General features: G+C 71.2%; 16 protein-coding genes. 3 read left to right on the forward strand and 13 right to left on the reverse strand.

Annotation, left to right across the window (positions count from 1 at the left end; all coding sequences use genetic code 11):
* The 3 genes from IE136_RS31395 to manB all read right to left on the reverse strand — a co-directional run.
* A partial coding sequence (locus IE136_RS31395) for a hypothetical protein (RefSeq protein ID WP_189601997.1) occupies nucleotides 1–1,471 on the reverse strand: 1,471 nt, incomplete at its 3' end.
* An 86-nt stretch (nucleotides 1,472–1,557) separates the two neighbouring features.
* Nucleotides 1,558–2,280 carry a polyprenol monophosphomannose synthase gene (locus tag IE136_RS31400; RefSeq protein WP_229819354.1) on the reverse strand — a complete coding sequence of 241 codons (723 nt, stop codon included), beginning with the start codon at nucleotides 2,278–2,280 and terminating at the stop codon, nucleotides 1,558–1,560.
* Between the two features lie 145 nt (nucleotides 2,281–2,425).
* Nucleotides 2,426–3,508 carry a mannose-1-phosphate guanylyltransferase gene (gene manB, locus IE136_RS31405; RefSeq protein WP_158987898.1) on the reverse strand — a complete coding sequence of 361 codons (1,083 nt, stop codon included), beginning with the start codon at nucleotides 3,506–3,508 and terminating at the stop codon, nucleotides 2,426–2,428.
* A gap of 220 nt (nucleotides 3,509–3,728) precedes the next feature.
* On the opposite strand from manB, the gene IE136_RS31410 reads away from it, so the two are divergent.
* A complete protein-coding gene (locus IE136_RS31410; RefSeq protein WP_189601998.1) occupies nucleotides 3,729–5,060 on the forward strand; it encodes a UDP-glucose dehydrogenase family protein in 1,332 nt (443 codons plus the stop codon).
* A gap of 91 nt (nucleotides 5,061–5,151) precedes the next feature.
* On the opposite strand, the gene IE136_RS31415 is transcribed toward IE136_RS31410, so the two are convergent.
* Genes IE136_RS31415 through IE136_RS31430 form a run of 4 tightly spaced genes read right to left on the reverse strand, consistent with a single transcriptional unit; the run spans nucleotide 5,152 to nucleotide 8,240 of the window.
* Nucleotides 5,152–5,331, reverse strand: coding sequence for a hypothetical protein (locus IE136_RS31415; RefSeq protein WP_158987902.1), 180 nt, complete (start codon nucleotides 5,329–5,331; stop codon nucleotides 5,152–5,154).
* A 34-nt stretch (nucleotides 5,332–5,365) separates the two neighbouring features.
* Nucleotides 5,366–6,568, reverse strand: coding sequence for a dipeptidase (locus tag IE136_RS31420; protein WP_158987904.1), 1,203 nt, complete (start codon nucleotides 6,566–6,568; stop codon nucleotides 5,366–5,368).
* The gene (gene purE / locus IE136_RS31425) at nucleotides 6,565–7,104 is read right to left on the reverse strand and encodes a 5-(carboxyamino)imidazole ribonucleotide mutase (RefSeq protein WP_158987906.1); all 540 of its coding nucleotides are present in this window, start codon (nucleotides 7,102–7,104) and stop codon (nucleotides 6,565–6,567) included. The genes IE136_RS31420 and purE overlap by 4 nt, the downstream gene beginning before the upstream one ends.
* A complete protein-coding gene (locus tag IE136_RS31430; protein ID WP_158987908.1) occupies nucleotides 7,101–8,240 on the reverse strand; it encodes a 5-(carboxyamino)imidazole ribonucleotide synthase in 1,140 nt (379 codons plus the stop codon). Before IE136_RS31430 ends, purE begins: the two co-directional genes overlap by 4 nt.
* A 176-nt stretch (nucleotides 8,241–8,416) precedes the next feature.
* Between IE136_RS31430 and IE136_RS31435 the strand changes: the two genes are divergently transcribed.
* Nucleotides 8,417–8,932, forward strand: a complete 516-nt coding sequence (locus tag IE136_RS31435) for a GtrA family protein (protein WP_158987910.1) — start codon at nucleotides 8,417–8,419, stop codon at nucleotides 8,930–8,932.
* A gap of 19 nt (nucleotides 8,933–8,951) precedes the next feature.
* Here IE136_RS31435 and IE136_RS31440 read toward each other — a convergent pair whose 3' ends face one another.
* Entirely contained in the window at nucleotides 8,952–10,217 is a 1,266-nt protein-coding gene (locus IE136_RS31440) for a sensor histidine kinase (RefSeq protein WP_189601999.1), read from the reverse strand.
* A 110-nt stretch (nucleotides 10,218–10,327) separates the two neighbouring features.
* Nucleotides 10,328–11,005 carry a response regulator transcription factor gene (locus IE136_RS31445; RefSeq protein WP_189602000.1) on the reverse strand — a complete coding sequence of 226 codons (678 nt, stop codon included), beginning with the start codon at nucleotides 11,003–11,005 and terminating at the stop codon, nucleotides 10,328–10,330.
* A 429-nt stretch (nucleotides 11,006–11,434) separates the two neighbouring features.
* Between IE136_RS31445 and IE136_RS31450 the strand changes: the two genes are divergently transcribed.
* Entirely contained in the window at nucleotides 11,435–12,955 is a 1,521-nt protein-coding gene (locus IE136_RS31450; protein ID WP_189602001.1) for a peptide MFS transporter, read from the forward strand.
* Between the two features lie 101 nt (nucleotides 12,956–13,056).
* Here the strand turns inward: IE136_RS31450 and IE136_RS31455 are convergent, their stop codons facing one another.
* Genes IE136_RS31455 through IE136_RS31470 form a run of 4 tightly spaced genes read right to left on the reverse strand, consistent with a single transcriptional unit; the run spans nucleotide 13,057 to nucleotide 17,064 of the window.
* Nucleotides 13,057–14,367 (reverse strand): hypothetical protein, encoded by a 1,311-nt coding sequence (locus IE136_RS31455; RefSeq protein WP_189602002.1) that lies wholly within the window; start codon nucleotides 14,365–14,367, stop codon nucleotides 13,057–13,059.
* Between the two features lie 14 nt (nucleotides 14,368–14,381).
* Nucleotides 14,382–15,506, reverse strand: a complete 1,125-nt coding sequence (locus tag IE136_RS31460; protein WP_229819336.1) for a hypothetical protein — start codon at nucleotides 15,504–15,506, stop codon at nucleotides 14,382–14,384.
* On the reverse strand, nucleotides 15,503–16,363 hold the full coding sequence (locus tag IE136_RS31465; RefSeq protein ID WP_229819338.1) for a COG1470 family protein: 861 nt from the start codon (nucleotides 16,361–16,363) through the stop codon (nucleotides 15,503–15,505). Before IE136_RS31465 ends, IE136_RS31460 begins: the two co-directional genes overlap by 4 nt.
* Nucleotides 16,363–17,064 carry a peptidase gene (locus IE136_RS31470; protein ID WP_158994346.1) on the reverse strand — a complete coding sequence of 234 codons (702 nt, stop codon included), beginning with the start codon at nucleotides 17,062–17,064 and terminating at the stop codon, nucleotides 16,363–16,365. The genes IE136_RS31465 and IE136_RS31470 overlap by 1 nt, the downstream gene beginning before the upstream one ends.
* Nucleotides 17,065–17,187: the final 123 nt, after the last annotated feature.

The following is a 17,187-nucleotide window of genomic DNA, read 5'->3' on the forward strand; positions in this document are numbered from 1 at the left end:
TGCGCAACGCCGGGTCGTCGGCGGGGAGTCCGCCCTCGTCCGGTCGCTGCAGGACCCACGTCACGTCGTACTTGTGCAGGAGGGCGAGCCGCTCCTCACGCGGGGTGCCGGCCTCGAAGTAACGTGCGGTGTCGGCCACCCGCTGGTCCTCGTCGGGCAGGAAGAAGTCCGGGTAGCCCGGTGCGACCGTGTAGAAGCCGAAGGCGGGCAGCTTCTGGGCCGGCCTCCAGGTCGTCATGAACACCTCGCCGTACTTGCCGTGCGGTGTGGTCCACCAGTAGGTCCCGTCCGGCTTCCAGGTGTCCTTCGTGATGTGGGTCGACAGGGCGTCGGGGCGGATGATCAGGCCGAGCGCGTCCTTCTGCCCCCAGCCCCCGACGACCAGGCCGACGGCCACCGCCGCCCCGAACAGGACCCGCACCAGCTTCTTGCCGCTCTCCACGACGGCGATCGCCGCGGCGATCTGCGCCGGCATGATCAGGGCGGGAGCGGCCCGGCCGTACGACCACTTGTCCAGCACCGCGCCGGCCACGACCATCGCCAGGGCCAGCGCGAACCAGATCACCAGCGGGTCGCGGCGGTCGCGCACGAAGCGCAGGACCAGAGCCGCCACGCCGATCAGCACCAGGCCGTACTTGGCGAAGACGTCGGCGTACAGAGACTTGTGTATGTCCTCCAGGCCCCCGATGCCGAAGAGGGAGAAGAAGGAGTAGTACGGCCACAGGGCCAGCACCGCGAGCCCGGCGGCCAACGCTGCCGCGAGCTTGAGCCAGGTCGCCTTGGCCGGCCAGGGCCGCGCTCCGCCGAGGACACCGACGGCGCCGAGGGTGATGACGACGCCGGAGAACTGGTGGCTGAGCATCAGCACGGCCCACAGCACGCCCAGGCCCAGATACGTCGGCCAGCCCGTGGCCGTGCCCCGGCGCAGCGCCAGCGTGAGCAGGGCCAGGAAGTGGAAGCCCAGGGCGAGAGTGAACGTACTGGGGTACGAGACGATCAGGGACAGCGAGGTGAAGCCCAGGAACCCGCTCCACAGGACGAGCTTGTCACCCCAGAGGAAGAGGACGCACAGGATCGCGAGCGGGGGCGCCGCGCGGTGCCGCGTGAGCGTCCTGGTGAAGAACCAGATGCCGGTCAGCAGCAGGACGAGTCCGACGACCGCGGCGATGCGCAGGACGTAGAACGTGCCCAGGCCGGTCACCTTGGCGAGGAGGCCGAGGAACACCATCCACGGCGAGTAGTACGGGCTGTCCGTGGCGGAGTCGACCATCGGGTTGCCCGGGTGGAACAGGTTGTGCCGCAGCCGCTCGACGGTGGCGGCGTGCACGCCCAGGTCACCGACCCAGGGCAGCCGGACGATCATGAAGACGTAGGTGGTCACGACGAGCAGAACGGCGCCGTGCGCCGTGGCGAGCAGGGGCTGCTCGCCGAAGGGCCTGCGCCACCAGGCCGGCGCCGGGGACACGGTCACGTCCGCGTCCTCGTGCGTCCCGGCCGCGGGCGGCCGGGGTTCATCCGGGGCGTGGGTCGGTGCTGCGGCGCGAGGGGACGACGCACTCACCTGCGGCCTCTGGCTCGGGCACGGAGCTTCCACGGCATGGCGATGGACTCGAGCTGCACGGCGAGGTTCATCTTCGACTCGCCGACCGTGCGGTCCTCGAAGTGGATCGGGACCTCCATGACCTGGAAGCCGCGGCGCAGCGCCGCGTACTTCATCTCGACCTGGAAGCTGTAGCCGGCGCTGTCGACGGAGCCGAGGTCGATCGCGCGCAGCGCGTCTGCGCTCCACAGGTTGAAGCCGCCGGTGATGTCGCGGACGCGGGTGCCCAGGATGGTGCTCGCGTAGGCGTTGGCCCAGCGGGAGAGCAGCTTGCGGTGGGCGCCCCAGGCGTCGGAGAGCGTGCCGCCGGGTACGTAGCGGCTGCCGACGACGAGGCCGGCGCCGGTGGAGAGCGCGACGCCGAGCATCTCGGCGACCTTGCCCTCGGGGTGGGAGCCGTCCGCGTCCATCTGCAGGACGTAGGCGGCGCCGTCCTCGACGGCCTTGGTCATGCCGGCGGCGTACGCGCGGCCGAGACCGTCCTTCGCGGTCCGGTGCATGACCGACATCCGCTGCGTGCCGTCCTCGGTGCGGTACTTCTTCGCCAGCTCCTCGGCGATGTCGCCGGTCCCGTCCGGGGAGGAGTCGTCGACGATGAGCAGCCGCAGACCGGGGATGTCGAGCCCCATGAGGAGCTCGGCCATGCGCGGCACGTTCCCGGCCTCGTTGTACGTGGGCATGACGACGGTCAGCGCGGTCTGCGCCCATGCGTCGGGGAGAGCGATGGATCTGCCGGTCGCGGAGGCCTCCACGCCGGGGGTCTTGTGCACACCTGTCACTGGTTTCTGCCTCACTGAGGTCGGAAGGAACGCGAACTCGGGCTGACTAGCGGTCCGAGGAGAAGCGCAGCGCGGCGTCAGGAAGCTCTGCATCGCACCAGACGCGCGCTCCGGAACGAAGTTCGTTGTCGGCGCCCACCAGGGCATCGTCACCGATGACGGCACCGTCGACGACCGTACGGGCGCCAACCGTGGCGCGGGCGCCGACCAGGCTGGCGTGGACGACGGCGTCGGCCGCGACGACCGCGCCGTCCAGCACGATGGAGCCGCTGACGACCGCGCCGGTCTCGATCCTGGCGCCGGCTCCCACGACGGTGCCGCCGGAGAGCTTCGCGCCCTCGGCGACGGTGGCGCCCGGGAGGATCAGGGCCTCGCCGCGCGGGCCGGGCACCGCCGGGGAGGCGACGACGCCGCGGACGAGGTCGGCGGAGGCCTGGACGAAGGACTCCGGCTTGCCGAGGTCGAGCCAGTAGGTGTCCTCGGTCTTGCCGTACAGCTTGGCTCCGGCGGCCAGCAGGTCGGGGAAGGTCTCGCGCTCCACGGAGACGGGCCGGCCGGCCGGGATGGCGTCGATGACCGAGCGCCGGAAGACGTAGCAGCCGGCGTTGATCTGGTCGGTGACGATCTCCTCGGGGGTCTGCGGCTTCTCGGTGAAGGCCAGCACCCGGCTTTCGGAGTCGGTGGGGACCAGGCCGAACGCGCGCGGGTCGGCGACGCGGACCAGGTGCAGCGAGACGTCGGCCTCGGCCGCCGTGTGGGACTCGACCAGGCCGCGGATGTCCAGGCCGGTGAGGATGTCGCCGTTGAACACCAGGACCGGCTCGTCGGGGCCGCTGGTCAGCAGCTCGGCCGCGTTGCGGATGGCGCCGCCCGTTCCGAGCGGCTCGTCCTCGACGACGTACTCGAGATGCACGCCGAAGGCGGAGCCGTCACCGAAGTACGGTTCGAAGACCTCGGCGAGGTAACAGGTGGCCATGACGATGTGGGTGACACCGGCGGCGGCCGCCCTGGCTATCTGGTGTGCGAGGAACGGCACACCTGCGGCCGGGACCATGGGCTTGGGCGTGTTCACCGTGACAGGCCTGAGCCGCGTCCCCTGCCCGCCGACCAGCAGGACCGCTTCCGTCATTGTCTTCCCCAACACGTTCGGGTGTACGAAACGCTAAATCTAGCCCACCCGAAGATGCGAGATGACGGAACGCGACCGCTTTAAACCGTCTTCTGTAGTGATGATGACAACGTCGCCGTGTCCAGGGCCACAGGCGGCGGGCCGCGACGGTGCCGACATCGGCGGGCCGGGCCCCGACTATGCTCGGGCAGGCATTCCGCCCGACCTCACTGGAGACCGCATGGCCCTCAAGATCACCGTGATCGGTACCGGCTACCTCGGCGCCACGCACGCAGCGGCCATGGCGGAACTCGGCTTCGAGGTCCTCGGCCTCGACGTCGTCCCCGAGAAGATCGAGATGCTGGCCGCCGGCCGGGTGCCGATGTACGAGCCCGGGCTCGAGGAGTTGCTCGCCCGGCACGTCGCCGGCATCGAGGGATCCACCGGGCGACTGCGCTTCACCACCTCCTGGGAGGAGGTCGGCGCGTTCGGCGACGTCCACTTCATCTGTGTGAACACCCCGCAGAAGCACGGCGACTACGCCTGCGATATGCGGTACGTCGACGCCGCCTTCGCCTCGCTCGCGGGCGTGGTCCAGCCGGGCTCGCTGGTCGTCGGCAAGTCGACCGTGCCGGTCGGCTCGGCCGAGCGCCTCGCGGAGCTGCTGCCGGAAGGCGTCGAACTGGCCTGGAACCCGGAGTTCCTCCGGGAGGGCTTCGCCGTGCGGGACACGCTGCACCCGGACCGTGTCGTGGTCGGAGTGCGCGGCGAGCGCGCGGAGAAGATGCTGCGCGAGGTGTACGCCGGGCCCATCGGCGAAGGCTCGCCGTTCGTGGTGACGGACTTCCCGACGGCGGAGCTGGTGAAGACCGCGGCGAACTCCTTCCTCGCGACGAAGATCTCCTTCATCAATGCGATGGCCGAGGTCTGCGAGGCCGCCGGCGGCGACGTCGCCAAGCTCGCGGAGGCGATCGGCTACGACGAGCGGATCGGGTCCAAGTTCCTGCGGGCCGGAATCGGCTTCGGCGGCGGCTGCCTGCCGAAGGACATCCGCGCCTTCATGGCGCGGGCGGGAGAGCTGGGCGCCGACCAGGCGCTGACCTTCCTGCGGGAGATCGACTCGATCAACATGCGGCGGCGCGGCCAGATGGTCGACATGGCGCGCCACGCGCTCGGCACCAACGGGTCGTTCCTCGGCAAGCGGGTGGCGGTGCTCGGCGCCACGTTCAAGCCGGACTCGGACGACGTACGGGACTCGCCCGCGCTGAACGTGGCCGGACAGATCCACCTGCAGGGCGGACAGGTCACGGTCTACGACCCCAAGGGCATGGAGAACGCGCGCCGGCTCTTCCCCACGCTGGAGTACGCGGAGTCGGCGCTGGAGGCCGTGCGGGGCGCGGACGTGGTGCTGCACCTGACGGAGTGGCGCGAGTTCCGGGATGCCCTGGACCCGGCGGAGCTGGGCGAGGTGGTGGCCTCGCGGGTGATCCTGGACGGCCGCAACGCGCTGGACCCGGTGCTGTGGCGCGAGGCGGGCTGGGTGTACCGCGCGATGGGCCGCCCGCGGGTGTAGTCCCACGGCGGCGGGACCGAGACGACGACCTGGTGCCCCGTCACTCCTTTCCGGGGGCGGCGGGGCACCGGCGTGTGTGGGGCGAGGAGCGTCAGGGTGCCCCGCGCAGGCGGGCGGCCCGGGAGCGGAACTCGGTCTCGCGCAGCGCGCGGGTGGCGTTGGCGTGGGCGAGGCGGGCCAGGTCGCCGAGGTCCCGGTCGCGGCGCAGCAGCTCGGCGAAGTGCGGCTCGTAGCCGGCCGCCGGGTCGGCCCCGCCGGCGGCCCCGCCCAAGCGAGGCCGCCGGGGTCCGGCAGGGGACGGACCGTCAGGTCGTCTGGCCGTCGAGGGACTCGATCGTCGCGTTCGACGGGCCCCTCGTCGCCCGCAGGTCGCGGGAGACCGCCTCCGCGTCCCGCAGCGCGCGGACCGCGTTCGACCAGGTCAGCCGGGCGAGGTCGGTACGGGACCAGCCACGGGTGAGCAGCTCCGCGATCAGGTTCGGGTAGCCCGCGACGTCGTCGAGGCCGTCCGGTGTGAACGCCGTGCCGTCGTAGTCGCCACCGATGCCGATGTGGTCGATGCCGGCGACCTCGCGCATGTGGTCGAGGTGGTCGGCGACCGTCGCGGCGGTGGCGACCGGGCGCGGGTTCTCGGCCTCGAAGGCGCGGTGGATCTTCATCGCCCGCGGGGTGGTGTCGAGGTGGTGCAGCCCGTGCGCCCGCAGGTTCTCGTCGGCCCGGGCCGTCCACTCCACGGCCTCGGGAAGGATGAACTTCGGTACGAACGTGGCCATCGCCACCCCGCCGTTGGCGGGCAGCCGCTCCAGCACGTCGTCGGGGATGTTCCTCGGGTGGTCGCAGACCGCCAGCGAGGAGGAGTGCGAGAAGATCACCGGTGCGACGGAGGTGCCGAGCGCGTCCCGCATCGTCGTCGCGGCGACGTGCGAGAGGTCGACGAGCATGCCGATCCGGTTCATCTCCCGCACGACCTCGTGGCCGAAGGGCGAGAGCCCGCCGACGCCGGGCTCGTCGGTCGCCGAGTCCGCCCACGCGGTGTTGTCGTTGTGCGTGAGCGTCATGTAGCGCACGCCGAGGCTGTGCAGCGCGCGCAGGGTGGCGAGGGAGTTGTTGATGGAGTGGCCGCCCTCGGCGCCCTTCAGGGAGGCGATCCGGCCCTGCCGCCGGGCCGACTCCATGTCGTCGGCGGTCAGGGCGGGCGCGAGCTGCCCCGCGTACCGGACGAGGAGCTGGTCGACGACGTCGATCTGCTCCAGGGTCGCGCTGACCGCGTCGTCCCCGGTCAGGCTGCAGGGGACGTAGACGGACCAGAACTGGGCGCCGACACCGCCGGCCCGCAGCCGGGCCAGGTCGGTGTGGAGCGCGCCCTTCTGGTCGGCCGCGATGTCGAGGCGGTCCAGGTCGTAGCGCACGTGTTGCCGCAGCGCCCAGGGGAGGTCGTTGTGACCGTCGACGACCGGGTGGGCCGCGAGCAGTTCACGCGCCTCCGCCAGACGCTCCGCCGCGCTCACCGCGCGAACCCGAAGGACTCCGAGCCCTCGACCTTGTTCCGCAGCCGCTTGCCCTTCTCGGTCGCCTGGTCGTTCAGCTCCTGCTGGAACTCTCGCATGCGGCCGAACAGTTCGGCGTCGTGCGTGGCGAGGATCCGCGCGGCGAGCAGACCCGCGTTGCGCGCCCCGCCGACGGAGACCGTCGCGACCGGCACGCCCGCCGGCATCTGCACGATGGACAGCAGCGAGTCCATGCCGTCGAGGTACTTCAGCGGGACCGGCACGCCGATGACCGGGAGCGGGGTGACCGAGGCGAGCATGCCCGGCAGATGGGCCGCGCCGCCCGCGCCCGCGATGATCGCCTTCAGGCCGCGGTCGGCCGCCGCCTCGCCGTACGCGATCATCTCGCGCGGCATGCGGTGCGCGGAGACGACGTCGACCTCGTACGCGATCTCGAACTCGTCCAGGGCCTGCGCCGCGGCCTCCATGACCGGCCAGTCGGAGTCGGATCCCATGACGATGCCGACGACGGGGCTCGCATCGGGGCTGGTGCTCATTCGGTGATCGTTCCTCGCAGGTAGCCGGCGGCGTGACGCGCGCGCTCCAGCACGTCGTCCAGGTCGTCGCCGTAGGTGTTGACGTGCCCCACCTTGCGGCCGGGCTTCACGTCCTTGCCGTACATGTGGATCTTCAGCTGAGGGTCGCGGGCCATGCAGTGCAGATAGGCGTGGTACATGTCGGGGTAGTCACCGCCCAGCACATTGCACATGACCGTCCACTTCGCGCGCGGGCGGGGATCGCCGAGCGGGAGGTCGAGGACGGCCCGGACGTGGTTGGCGAACTGCGAGGTGACCGCGCCGTCCTGGGTCCAGTGGCCGGAGTTGTGCGGACGCATGGCCAGCTCGTTGACCAGGATGCGGCCGTCGCGCGTCTCGAAGAGCTCCACGGCCAGGTGGCCGACGACGCCGAGCTCCTTGGCGATCCGCAGGGCCAGCTCCTGGGCCTGGCCGGCCAGCTCGCCGGAGAGGTCCGGCGCCGGTGCGATCACCGTGTCGCAGACGCCGTCGACCTGGCGGGACTCGACCACCGGATAGGCGACGGCCTGCCCGTGCGGGGAGCGCACGATGTTGGCGGCGAGCTCGCGCGTGAAGTCGACCTGCTCCTCGGCCAGGACCGCCACGCCCGCCAGGAACGGCTCGCGGGCGTCGTCTTCCGTACGGACGAACCAGACGCCCTTGCCGTCGTAGCCGCCGCTCACGGTCTTGAGGATGATCGGGAAGCCGCCCACCTCGGCGGCGAAGGCCGCCGCGTCCGCCGGATCGGCGACGATCCGGTGGCGGGGACTCGGCGCCCCGATCTCGTCGAGCCTGGCGCGCATCACGCCCTTGTTCTGGGCGTGCACCAACGCGTGGGGCCCTGGGCGGATCGGGATGCCGTCCGCTTCCAAGGCCCGCAGGTGTTCGATGGGGACGTGCTCGTGATCGAAAGTGATCACGTCGCATCCGCGCGCGAAGTCACGCAGCGTAGCCAGGTCGCGATAGTCGCCGATGACGACCTCGCTCACCACCTGCGCCGCCGAATCCTGCGGGGTGTCACTGAGCAGCTTGAACTTGATGCCGAGGGGGATGCCCGCCTCGTGGGTCATACGGGCGAGCTGACCGCCACCGACCATGCCGACTACCGGGAACGTCACCCTCTTAGGGTATCCGCACGATCCGGGGAGCTTCCGCCCCCTGTGGTTTGACACAGGCCCGACCGGGCCCGGCCCCGCGCGCCCCGCTGGTTTGCGACGTCCACAGGCGGGCTGCGAGACGCGCTGGTTAGCATGGCTTGGTTGACATCGTCCGAACGGCAGGGGCTGCAATCACCATGAGTAAACGAAGCGCGCTGCGCGTGCGGCTCGACCAGCTCGCACGCGAGTTCGCCAAGTTCGGCGCAGTGGGTGGTGTCGGGCTCTTGGTGGACCTCGGAGTGTTCAATCTCGTTCGCCACTTCACCGAGGTTCCGGTGGTGCGGGCGAGCATCATCGCCACCGTCGTGGCGATCGTCTTCAACTACCTCGGCTTCCGGTACTTCACCTACCGGGACCGCGACAAGAGCAGCCGTACGAAGGAGCTGAGCCTCTTCCTGCTCTTCAGCGCCGCCGGCCTGGTGATCCAGAACGGGATCCTCTACGCGGCGACGTACGGATTCGGCTGGGACACCCCGCTGCAGAGCAACTTCTTCAAGTTCTTCGGCATCGGCGTCGCGACCCTCTTCCGTTTCTGGTCGTACCGGACCTGGGTGTTCCGTACGCTGCCGGCCAAGGAGGCCGTGCAGACCGCCGAGTCATTCCTGGAGCAGGCCCCGCGGCAGGCGTCCAGGAAGCAGCCCGACCGGGTCTGAGCCCTCATGACGGCTGCTCTCAGCGGACCGGGCGCTCCTGGTCCGAACGGCTTCTGACCTCGCGGCTCAGGAAGAGCGCGAACACCGGGGGCTGCTGCTGCAGCAGCTCGAGCCGCCCGCCGTCCGCCTCCGCGAGGTCCCTGGCCACGGCGAGACCGATGCCGGTGGAGTTGCGGCCGCTGATGGTCCGCTCGAAGATGCGCGCCCCCAGATCGGCCGGCACGCCCGGGCCCTCGTCGGTGACCTCGATCACGGACTGGTTGCCGGTGACACGCGTACGCAGGGCGACGGTGCCGCCGCCGTGCATGAGCGAGTTCTCGATCAGCGCGGCGAGGACCTGGGCGACGGCGCCCGGGGTCCCGACGGCGCGCATGCCCTGCTTCCCGGAGTGGACGATGGCCCGGCCCGCGCTGCGGTAGGCGGGGCGCCACTCCTCGATCTGCTGCTTGACGACCTCGTCGAGGTCGAAGGCGATGGCGGAGCCCGTGCGCGGGTCGCGGGAGTTCGTGAGCAGCCGCTCGACGACGTCGGTGAGCCGCTCCACCTGGGTGAGCGCGATCGTCGCCTCCTCCCTGACCGTGGCGAGGTCGCCCGCCACCGCCACCTCCTCCAGCCGCATCGAGAGGGCAGTGAGGGGCGTACGGAGCTGGTGGGAGGCGTCCGCGGCCAGTCGGCGCTCGGCGGTGAGCATCCGGGCGATCCGCTCCGCCGAGGCGTCCAGGACGTCGGCGACGCGGTCCAGTTCCGGCACCCCGTACCGCTTGTGGCGCGGGCGGGGATCGCCAGAGCCGAGGCGCTCCGCGGTCTCGGCGAGGTCCGTGAGCGGGGAGGCCAGCCGGTTCGCCTGTCGTACGGCGAGCAGGACGGCGGCCACGACGGCGAGCAGGGCCACGGCCCCGATGATCAGCAGCGAGCGGCCGACCTCGGACGTGATCGTGGAGCGGGACTCCTCGACGGTCACCGTCTCCCCCCGCTCCCCCTGCGCGGTGGAGCGGATGACGCTGCCGTCGGGCCGGGAGCCGATCTCGATGGGCTCGCGGCCGGGGATCTCGATCAGGGCGTACCGCTTGGCGCCGCTCTGCTCGGAGAGGATGTCGGGGTTGACGGGCTCCCCGCCGATGAGCCGGCTGTCGACGATGGAGACCAGGCGCAGGGCCTCGGAGTCCACCCGCTCCTGGGCGCTGCTGGAGATGGTCCGGGTCTCGACGATGACGAGGGAGACCCCGAACACGGCGATGACGACGAGGACCACGGCGAGTGTGGAGTTGATCAGCCTGCGGCGCACGGTGCCCTCCGGGCGGGAGTACGAGGTACTCCCCGAGCCTACGGCCCGTACTCGCCGGTCAGCCCGTCCCTACGGATCTTCCCGTCGGCCGCTTCCGTCGCCTGCTTCCGTCAGCTCTTCTCGAAGCGGAAACCGACGCCCCGGACGGTGGCGATGTAGCGCGGGTTGGCCGCGTCGTCGCCGAGCTTCTTGCGGAGCCAGGAGATGTGCATGTCGAGGGTCTTGGTCGACGACCACCACGTGGTGTCCCAGACCTCGCGCATCAGCTGGTCGCGGGTGACGACCCGGCCGGCGTCGCGGACCAGGACCCGGAGCAGGTCGAACTCCTTCGCCGTGAGCTGGAGCTCCTCGTCGCCCATCCAGGCGCGGTGCGACTCGACGTCGATGCGGACGCCGTGCGTCGCGGGGGCGACGGCCGGTTCGGTGGCGCCACGCCGCAGGAGGGCCCGGACCCGGGCGAGCAGTTCGGCGAGGCGGAAGGGCTTGGTGACGTAGTCGTCGGCGCCGGCGTCGAGCCCGACCACGGTGTCGACCTCGTCGGCGCGGGCGGTCAGGACCAGGATCGGAACCGTGTGCCCCTCGGAGCGCAGCCGCCGGGCGACCTCCAGGCCGTCCATGCCGGGCAGGCCGAGGTCGAGCACGACGAGGTCGACTCCGCCCTGGAGCCCGGCGTCGAGGGCGGTGGGTCCGTCCTCCCGCACCTCCACCTCGTACCCCTCCCGCCGCAGGGCGCGGGCCAGCGGTTCCGAGATGGATGCGTCGTCCTCGGCGAGCAGTACACGGGTCATGGGGTGATGGTAGTCCGCACGGGGGACGGCCCGGGGCATGGTCCACTGGGTGCCCGGCTACCCTGGGGATCATGGTGGCCAACCTCCGGATGACCTTCGAATAGGGCCTGGCGGTTCCTTCCTCGCCTGTGATCCATCTCTCAAGTCCTTCCATATCCGGCACTGTCGTGTCGTATGGTGGCGAGACGTCTGTTGCGGTACACGGGGACCTTTGGCTCGCTTTGGGCGCCGAGGTCCTCTTTTCTGCGCGCGAGGTCGGCTCCACCGATCTCGATGACGACGAACGACCTGTGGGCCGGGTTCCGCGACGCGATACAGCGTCCCGGGGCGTGGATCCCGGCGGGGTGCGACCGCTCCCACCGGTGCCGGCCTCCCCCACCGGGCGCACCACGCTCACAAGGCGCGCGTCCCGACAGAGCAAGGAACGACATGGCGTCCAGCCTGACGACGGCTTCGACCGGAACCCCCGGTTCCGAGAAGACGTTCTTCGGCCACCCCCGCGGCCTGGCCACTCTCTTCATGACCGAGATGTGGGAGCGCTTCTCCTACTACGGCATGCGCGCCCTTCTCGTGTACTACATCGTCTCGGGCGGTGCCGACGCCGCGAAGGGCAGCCAGGGCGGCGGCCTCGCGATGGACGCGGCGATGGCCACGGCCATCTACTCCGTCTACGTGTCGATGGTCTACCTGATGGCCATGCCGGGCGGCTGGTTCGGCGACCGTGTCTGGGGCGCCCGCAAGACCGTCGCGATCGCCGGTTTCGTGATCATGGGTGGTCACGTGGCGCTGGCCCTGCCGGGCCAGGCGATGTTCTTCGCCGGACTCGCGCTCGTCGCGGTCGGCTCGGGTCTGCTGAAGGCCAACATCTCCACGATGGTCGGCCACCTCTACGACGGTCCCGAGGACCCGCGCCGTGACGGTGGCTTCACCCTCTTCTACGTCGGCATCAACCTCGGTGCCTTCGTCGCCCCGTTCGTCATCGGCACGGTCGGCAAGGAAGTCAACTGGCACCTGGGCTTCGCCCTCGCCGCGGTCGGCATGGGTCTGGGCCTGGTCCAGTTCCTGATCGGCACCCGCCACCTGAGCCCGAAGAGCAGCCTCGTCCCGAACCCGCTCTCCCCCGAGGAGCGCCGCGGCATCCTGACGAAGGTCGCCCTGGTGACCGCCCTGGTCGCCGTCTTCTACGGCGCCGTGGTCGCCCTCGGCATGTACACCCTGAACTGGGCCCTGGTTCCGCTCACCCTCGCCGGTCTGGTCATCCCGGTCGCCGTCCTGGTCCGCATCAAGCGCGACAAGGACCTGAGCGCCGGCGAGCAGTCCAAGATGAACGGCTACATCTGGTTCTTCGTCGCCGCCGCCGTCTTCTGGATGATCTACGACCAGGGTGGTTCGACCCTGTCGCTCTTCGCGGACGGCAAGACCGCCGGCAGCGTCTTCGGGCTCGGCTTCTCCGCCACCTGGTACCAGTCGCTGAACCCGCTCTTCGTCATGGCGCTGGCCCCGGTCTTCGCCTGGCTGTGGCTGTGGCTGGCCCGCAAGAACCAGGAGCCGAACACCATCGTGAAGTTCGCGATGGGCCTGGTCCTCGTCGGCGCCTCCTTCTTCGTCTTCATCGTCCCGATGAACATGGCCGGTGACGGCACCCTGGTCTCCCCGATGTGGCTCGTCTCGATCTACATGATCCAGACCATCGGTGAGCTGTGCCTCTCCCCCGTCGGCCTCTCCGTCACGACGAAGATGGCGCCGCAGAAGTACGCGTCCCAGATGATGGGTGTCTGGTTCCTCGCGGTCACCGCCGGTGACTGCACCACGGGTCTGCTCTCGCTGGCCGGTGTGGACCTCAACGGCACAAGCATCATCGCGATGCAGGCCGCCCTGGCGGTCGCCGCCGGATTCGCGATCTACATGTACCGCAAGAAGGTCCAGAGCCTCATGGGCAGCGTCCACTGACGCCGCCCGGCTTCGTCCAGGTCTGAGGGCCGCCGCACCGGATTCGGTGCGGCGGCCCTCCGCCGTTTCCTCCCGTACGCGCGCCTGTACGGGCCCGTGCGTCAGCGGCGCAGGCGCGACCAGGGGGTGAAGGTGAACACCGCGCCGCCGAGGAGGATCACCGTGCCGGCGACCAGGGCGAGGGCGCGCAGGGCGCTGCCGTCCTCGGCTCCGGTTTCGGCGAGGCCGCCACCCGACGCCGAGCCCGAGCCGGAGCCGGAACCCGAGCCGGAGCCGCCTGAGGCCGCTGTGGAGCCGCCCGAGGTGCCGCCGGACTGCTTGGTCGTGTCGAGTTCCAGGGACGCCTGGACGCTGCCCTTGACCTCGCACGGGATGACGATCGGCGAGCCGCCGAGGGAAACGTTGATCGTCAGCTTCCCGGGGCCGAGCGTGGCCTTGCCGCTCGCGCCGGGCTTGTAGGTTCCGGTCATGTCGGTCAGGTCGACCGGCTTGCCCGCCTCCAGGGGCGCCGGGTTGGCGGGGCCGGTCACCGTGACCGTACCGCTGTCCGCGCCGCCGACCTTCACGGCCATGGACGGCTTGAGGGCTCCCTTGGGGAGGGCGGCCGGGCTGTTCATGACGCCCTTGGCCGTCTTGACGGTGAGGGCGTAGCTGCCGCCGTTCTTCTTGGCGTTGATGGTCACCTTGGAGGTGATGTTCGCCGGTCCCGGTGCCTGGCAGGAGAACTGGACCGCGACCTCCTTGCCGGCGAAGTCGGTCTGCCCACCGCCGCCGCCCGAGGTGCCACCCGAGCTACCGCCCGAGGTGGAGCCACCGGATGTGGATCCGCCCGACGAACCCGTACCACCGCTGGCCGTGGACCCGCCGGAGGTCGTGCCGCCTCCACCGTCGGTCACCTTGATCTTCGCGGCGGCGGCCACCGTCTCCTTCGGCGAGCACTTGGTGTCCGTCGACAGCGGCTTGGAGACGTTGATGTTGTACTTGTCCGGCGTCAGCGTGATCTCGCCCGCCTTCTCCAGCTTCAGCTTGCCCTTCATGTCCGGCAGCACCATCGGGCTGTTCTTCGGGATAGGCGGGTTCTGCCGCGGCCCCTCCATGGTCAGCGTGCCGCTCGCCGCGCCGCCGATCTTGACGACGCCGGTCGGCTTCACCGTGTCCTTCTCCAGGTCGAGAACGTCGGGGTTCTTGGAAGCGGCCTCGACCGTCTTCCACACCACCTCGACCTCGTCTCCGACCTTCGCCTCCGCCGGCGCGGTGATCAGCACCTTCGTGGTGCCCTGTACCGGCGGAAGGCCGGAGATGGGCGGCGGTACGCACTCGGTCCGGTACGAGACCTCGGCGGCCTGAGCGGGAGCGGCGGTCAGCAGGATCCCCGCGCCGCCGAGCATCAGCGCGACTCCCGCCGCGCTCATCCTCCGTTGCGTGCTCACGAATGTCCCTTCGTCGTCGGGCTGTTCTCTGACGGTGCGGAGTCGGGGGTGAACCACGGCAGGACCGTGGTGGTGGTGACGGTGGTGCCGTCCCGGTCGGGGACGGCTCCGGAGGCAGGTGCGGTACGTACGGAGGTACGGCGGCGACGGCCCGTACCGGCGCCGGTGGCTCCCGGCCTGACCCGGTCCACCACCGCCATGCCGATCCGGAAGAGCGCCGCCGGGACGACCACGGCGAGCAGCAGCCAGAACAGCGTCACGCCCCACGGCCGGCCGACCCCCCACGGCTGGTCGACCAGGACCTTGCCGGCGTACTTCACCGACACCTCGTAGTCGCCGTGCGCGCCCGGGGACAGTTCGACGGGCAGCTTGACCAGGGCCTTCCGGCCGGGCTCGATCGTGCCGCGCCACTGGCGCTCCTCGTACTGCGGCGCGAAGACGCCATGGCTGGTGCCGACGTGGAAGACGGGGTCCTTGACGGGGGTCTGGCCGAGGTTGCCGACGGTGAAGACGACCTCGCGCCGGGCCGGGGCGCCGAACCACACCAGGACGCCGCTGGAGCCTTCGAGGCGTACGGAGGCGAGCACGGCGAGCCGGCCCTCGCCGGTGGCCTCGGGCAGCGGGGCGGTCGGATGGCCGGCGACCGTGAACTCCACGTCCACGACCTCCTGTTGGCCGGTGACTCCGGCGACGTGCACCACGCACGGACAGGGCTGGGGCGGTTCGGCGACCGGCATCTTCTGACTGAAGGCGCCCCTGGCGTCCACGGTGGCGGCCCGGCCGTCGGTGTTGGCGCAGGAGTTGGTGCCGCCGACGACCCCCTTGCCCGGCGCGGACTGACCGCAGATCAGCAGCATGAGCAGCGCCCCCGGCTTCCACCCGGAACCGCTCACGGTGATCTCGCCCCCCTTGCCGCCCTCTTGCCGCGACAGGGCCGCGGTGGGCCCGGGCGCGGGTGTGGCGGAGGCCGCGGCGGAGGCCTGGACAAGGGACAGCAGGGCGAGCGCGAGCGCGGCGATGACCAGCAGCAAGCGGCGCCGCGCGGATGCCGCCCTCCTGCCGTGCGGTCGCGGGAGCCCCCGCACGCCTGTCAGGCCCGCCGCCGTACGCCGTGCCGTCATCGTTCCGCTCCCGCCCTGGCCTGTCCGCGCTCGTCCCCCGCCATGTCCGCGCCGGTACGGCGTCTTCGGGCGGCGAGCGCGGCCGCCGCCGTCGCCGCGATCAGGAGGCCCACCCCGGCGACGGCCGGCCCAGGGGGCAGGAACACCCGCTCCGCGCGGGCCGTCGCGGCGGCGGCACCCGGGGCGGTGGCCCGCAGATGGACCGTGACGGAGTCCAGGGCGGGCGGGTCGGCCCAGGGTTCGGTGCGGGTGGTCCGTTCGCCGGGCCGCAGGGTGAGCGGCAGTGCGCGGGAGGGACGGTCGAGGACGGGTCCGAGGACACCTTCGGCGCGGATGGAGAGCCGCGGGGCGAGAACGGTGTTGCCCCGGTTGACCAGGGTGTAGTGGAGGGTGCCCGAGCCGTCGAGCCGTACCTTCTCGACGGTGAGCGCCGCCAGGCTCGGCCCGCCGACCCGCAGGTGCACCGGGACCCGCACCTCCCGGCCGCCCGCTTCGGCGCGTACGGTGCCGCGGTGCTCGCCGGGCGCGGTGCCGGCCGTCACGGTCACGGCGAACGGCACGTCGGCCCGGGTCCGGGGCGGCACCGTCACCGTTCTGGCCGCGAAGGCGAGAGGCGCGCCCTGCCCGCTCAGCCGTACCGTGAGCGGTTCCGTCCCCCGGTTGGCCACGGAGAGGGTGTCCTCCAGGACACTGCCGGCCGCCCCCTCGAAATAGACGTACGACCGCCCCGCCGCGGGGGTCGCCGTCCACCCCGGCGCGGGCTCGGCCGCCGCTGTCCCGGCCAGGGCCGGGAGCACGGCCGGCCCGGGCAGGACCAGGAGGGCGGCGGTCGCGGTCCCCGCCCACGCCCTCCGCATCAGCGTGCCGTGCGTCGCGTGAGCCAGAGCACACCGGCCGCGCCGGTCAGCAGCACCGTGCCGCCGAGCGTGCCGAGCGCCGTCGCGGAGTCGAGCGGACCCGTCCTGGGCAGTTCTCCGCCGACCCCCGTGGACCCGGTGTGCGTGCCGCCGGAGTCGTCCGAGTCGCCGGAGTCGGAGGGTCCGCCGACGGCCGTGACCTCCAGTTCCAGCGAAGGCTCGGGGTTGTTCTTGGGGGTGCAGGTGGCGGCGTCCATCCCCAGGGCGTGCACGATCAGCACGCCGGCCGTGAAGGTGACCTTGCCGCTCTTCCTCGGGGTGTACGTACCCGTCAGCCGGCCGATCTTGATGGGGGTGTCTGGTGGGATCGCCGCCGTGTTCGGCGTCCCCCTGACCTTCACCGTGCCCTCGTCCGCGCCGCCGAGGACCAGCTCGGCGCGCGGGGTCATGACGCCCTTGGGCAGCTCCACCGGGCTGTCGGAGACGCCCTTCTCGAAGGACATCGTGATCGTGTAGGCGTTTCCGCTCTTGACGGCCGTGATGTCGACGGGCGAGACGGCTCCCTTGGGCCCGATCTTCGTCTCGCAGGCGTAGTCCACGTCGACGACCGCCGCCTGCGCGGCGGGGGCGGAGACCAGCACCGCCGAGCCCGCCGCCATCGCCACTGCCAGCGCGAGAGCTGTTCTCCTCCGGTACGGCACCTCGAGCCCCCTCACCGCACGTTACTGACGGCTTATCAGATTGGGCGTCAAGGTACGCCTGGGGCCCAGAGGAGGGAAGACACAAGGACGGCCGAATACCCGCCGCGAGGCCGGGATCGCCGA

The organism is Streptomyces lateritius (assembly GCF_014649715.1).
In the GTDB taxonomy this organism is placed as follows: domain Bacteria; phylum Actinomycetota; class Actinomycetes; order Streptomycetales; family Streptomycetaceae; genus Streptomyces; species Streptomyces lateritius.

Coding starts and splice junctions, on each gene's coding strand:
- IE136_RS31400 (WP_229819354.1), bottom strand. CDS start 2,280: ATGCCCACGTACAACGAGGCCGGGAACGTGCCGCGCATGGCCGAGCTC.
- manB (WP_158987898.1), bottom strand. CDS start 3,508: ATGACGGAAGCGGTCCTGCTGGTCGGCGGGCAGGGGACGCGGCTCAGG.
- IE136_RS31410 (WP_189601998.1), top strand. CDS start 3,729: ATGGCCCTCAAGATCACCGTGATCGGTACCGGCTACCTCGGCGCCACG.
- purE (WP_158987906.1), bottom strand. CDS start 7,104: ATGAGCACCAGCCCCGATGCGAGCCCCGTCGTCGGCATCGTCATGGGA.
- IE136_RS31435 (WP_158987910.1), top strand. CDS start 8,417: ATGAGTAAACGAAGCGCGCTGCGCGTGCGGCTCGACCAGCTCGCACGC.
- IE136_RS31445 (WP_189602000.1), bottom strand. CDS start 11,005: ATGACCCGTGTACTGCTCGCCGAGGACGACGCATCCATCTCGGAACCG.
- IE136_RS31450 (WP_189602001.1), top strand. CDS start 11,435: ATGGCGTCCAGCCTGACGACGGCTTCGACCGGAACCCCCGGTTCCGAG.
- IE136_RS31455 (WP_189602002.1), bottom strand. CDS start 14,367: ATGAGCGCGGCGGGAGTCGCGCTGATGCTCGGCGGCGCGGGGATCCTG.
- IE136_RS31460 (WP_229819336.1), bottom strand. CDS start 15,506: ATGACGGCACGGCGTACGGCGGCGGGCCTGACAGGCGTGCGGGGGCTC.
- IE136_RS31465 (WP_229819338.1), bottom strand. CDS start 16,363: ATGCGGAGGGCGTGGGCGGGGACCGCGACCGCCGCCCTCCTGGTCCTG.